The organism is Verrucomicrobium sp. BvORR106 (assembly GCF_000739655.1).
Lineage (GTDB): Bacteria > Verrucomicrobiota > Verrucomicrobiia > Verrucomicrobiales > Verrucomicrobiaceae > Verrucomicrobium.
Map to the genome: position 1 here is coordinate 1 of NZ_BATR01000058.1, position 2,626 is coordinate 2,626.

Here is a 2,626-nt window from a genome sequence, read left to right on the forward strand (position 1 = left end):
CCTGAGCGGGAACACCACCACCTTCCATTATGGCAACGTGGGCGCCAACGGTCTTGGCTGGGATGACCCCATCCAGCAGGTCAATGCCTTGGGCAAGAGCCGGTACTTCACCTATGACAACGACACCCGCGTCATGAAGTCCATGACCGATGAGCGGGGGACGCTGACCAGCTACACCATTCAATCCGGCACCGGACTGCGTACCAAGGAAACCATCAGCAAGGGTGTCTCGACCCTGAAGGTCACCGACTTCGACTATGGTGCCGGCGGCTTTGCCGGGTTCCTGGCCAAGACCACGGTGCAAAGCACCACCGCCACCGGGGGCGATCTGGTCACGGAGTACACCCCCGATGCCAATGGCCGGGTCCAGAAGGAGGCCGTTACGGCCGGAGGTGGCATCGAGCTGGTCACCAGCTACACCTACACCGGCAACGGGAGCAAGAAGACCGTCACCAATCCGCGCGGGCACACCACCACCTTCACCTACGATGCCCAGAGCCTGCGGCTCACCGGTGTGGAAAACCCCGACAACACCACGCGCACCCTGGGCTATGACGCCCATGGCAACCTCACAAGTGAGGTCAATGAACGCGGGGTCACGACCACGCACGAGTATGACTCCTTGAACCGGCGCAAGAAGACCACCGTGGACATGGATGACGGGGCCGACCTGGTGAGTGAAACCACCTACACGGCGCTGAACCTGCCGCACACGGAAACCGACCCACGCGGAACCGTCACCACCCACACCTATGACGGCATCGGCCGGCGCCTCACCACCACGGTGGGCAGCGGGGGGGGCGCCCAGACCACGGCCTGCACCTACGGGGCCAACAGCGGGGGCAGCGTCTTTGATGTGAGCGGGTTCAAGCCCACCACCATCACCGACCCCCGCGGCAAGGTGACGACCATCACCTATGACGACCTCTACCGGCCCACGGTCAAACAGCTGCCGGAGGGCAACACCGTCACCACCACCTATGACGACGCTGGCAACCCCGAGGAGGTCAAGGATGCGCTCAACCGCATCACCAAGACCACCTTTGACGGATTGAACCGCCCCACCCAGGTGGAGTATCCCGATGCCACCACCCGGCACTCCTATTACACCCCCTCCGGCCTGGTCTGGAAGGTGGTGGATGAACTGGGCCGTGAAACCCTCACCCAGTACGACCGGGCGGGTCGCGCCGTGGAGGTGACGCTGCCTGAGGTCAACGGGGTCAGTCCGGTGACCAAGACCGCTTATGATGCCAATGGCAATGTCATCGCCGTGCAGGACCCTCTGGGGAACATCGTCACCACGGTCTATGATAACCGGAACCGCCCCACCAAGGTGACCTCCCCGTATATCTGGGATGCCCTGGCAGGCCAGTGGTCCCGGCCGGAGGTGAACACCACCTATGACGCCGGGGACAACGTGCTCACAGTCACCGATCCTCTGGGCAAGGTCACCACCAAGACTTATAACAACGCGGGCTGGGCACTCACCGTGACCAATGCCCTGGGGCAGGTGACCAGTTCCACCTATGACCGCAACGGCAACGTCAAGACGGTGACCGACGCGCTCAACCGGGTGGTGACCAACACCTATGACATCCACAACCGCCTCATCGAGACGGAAGATGCCGAGGAGCAGATCACCACGTTTGGCTACGACAAGAACGGCAACCGGACCTCGGTGACCGATCCGCGCGGCAAGGTGACCACGTTCACCTATGATGACCTCAACCGGCTGAAGAAGGAGACCTTCCAGGAGGGCGTGTGGACCGAGCGTCATTACGATGCCGTACGCGAGACCTCCCGGGAGGACAGTGCCGGGCGTGAGTTCATCTTTGGTTATGACCTGCGGGACCGGCTCACCACCACGAACTGGACAGTGGGCGGCAGCCCGGTGGTGCGCACCCGGGTTTACGATACCGCAGGCCGTCTCACCGATGTGACCGAAACCGGGCGACCTGAGGCCACCGTGGGCTACACCTATGACGCCCTTGACCGGGTGGCCACCGAAACCTCTCAGGGCCTCACGCACACCTACACCTATGACCTGGGCGGCCGCCGGACCGGGACTGCGCTGGGCACGGGCAAGAGCATCGCCACCACCTACGACAGCCAGGGCAAGCCGCTCACGGTGACCGAGGGCGGGCGCACCACGGTCTATCATTATGACCTGGCCAGCCGGGCCGTGGCCCAGACCCAGCCCAACGGATTGTGGCAGTACAACGCCTATGACGATCTGGGCCGTCTGGAATCCCGCCAGACCTACACCAGCGCCGATGCCCTGCAGGCGCAGTTCCTGTGGACCTATGATGCGGTGGGCAATGTCACCGTGCAGTCAGAGCGCTGGCCCGGAGAAGGCACACGTGGGGCAGGCTGGCGCAGCACGGTCATGGTGTATGACGCGACCAATCGGCTCACGGGTGAGGCCATGGCCCAGCCCGGCTCCCCGGTGGTGACCACCGGGTATGCCTATGACACCGGCAGCAACCGCAGTGTCAAGCTGGTGAGCACGGATGGCAGCCTGACCACCCAGACACTCTACACCTACAACCACTTCAACCAGCTCACGGGCTGGACGGAGGAAGACGGGCTGGGCGCGGTCACCCGCACCGCCGCCTTGACCTATGAC

General features: G+C 63.7%; 1 pseudogene. It reads left to right on the forward strand.

Going from position 1 to position 2,626, the window contains the following annotated elements:
• Nucleotides 1-2,626: pseudogene (locus tag BV106_RS09250) on the forward strand (sugar-binding protein); the annotation flags it as partial.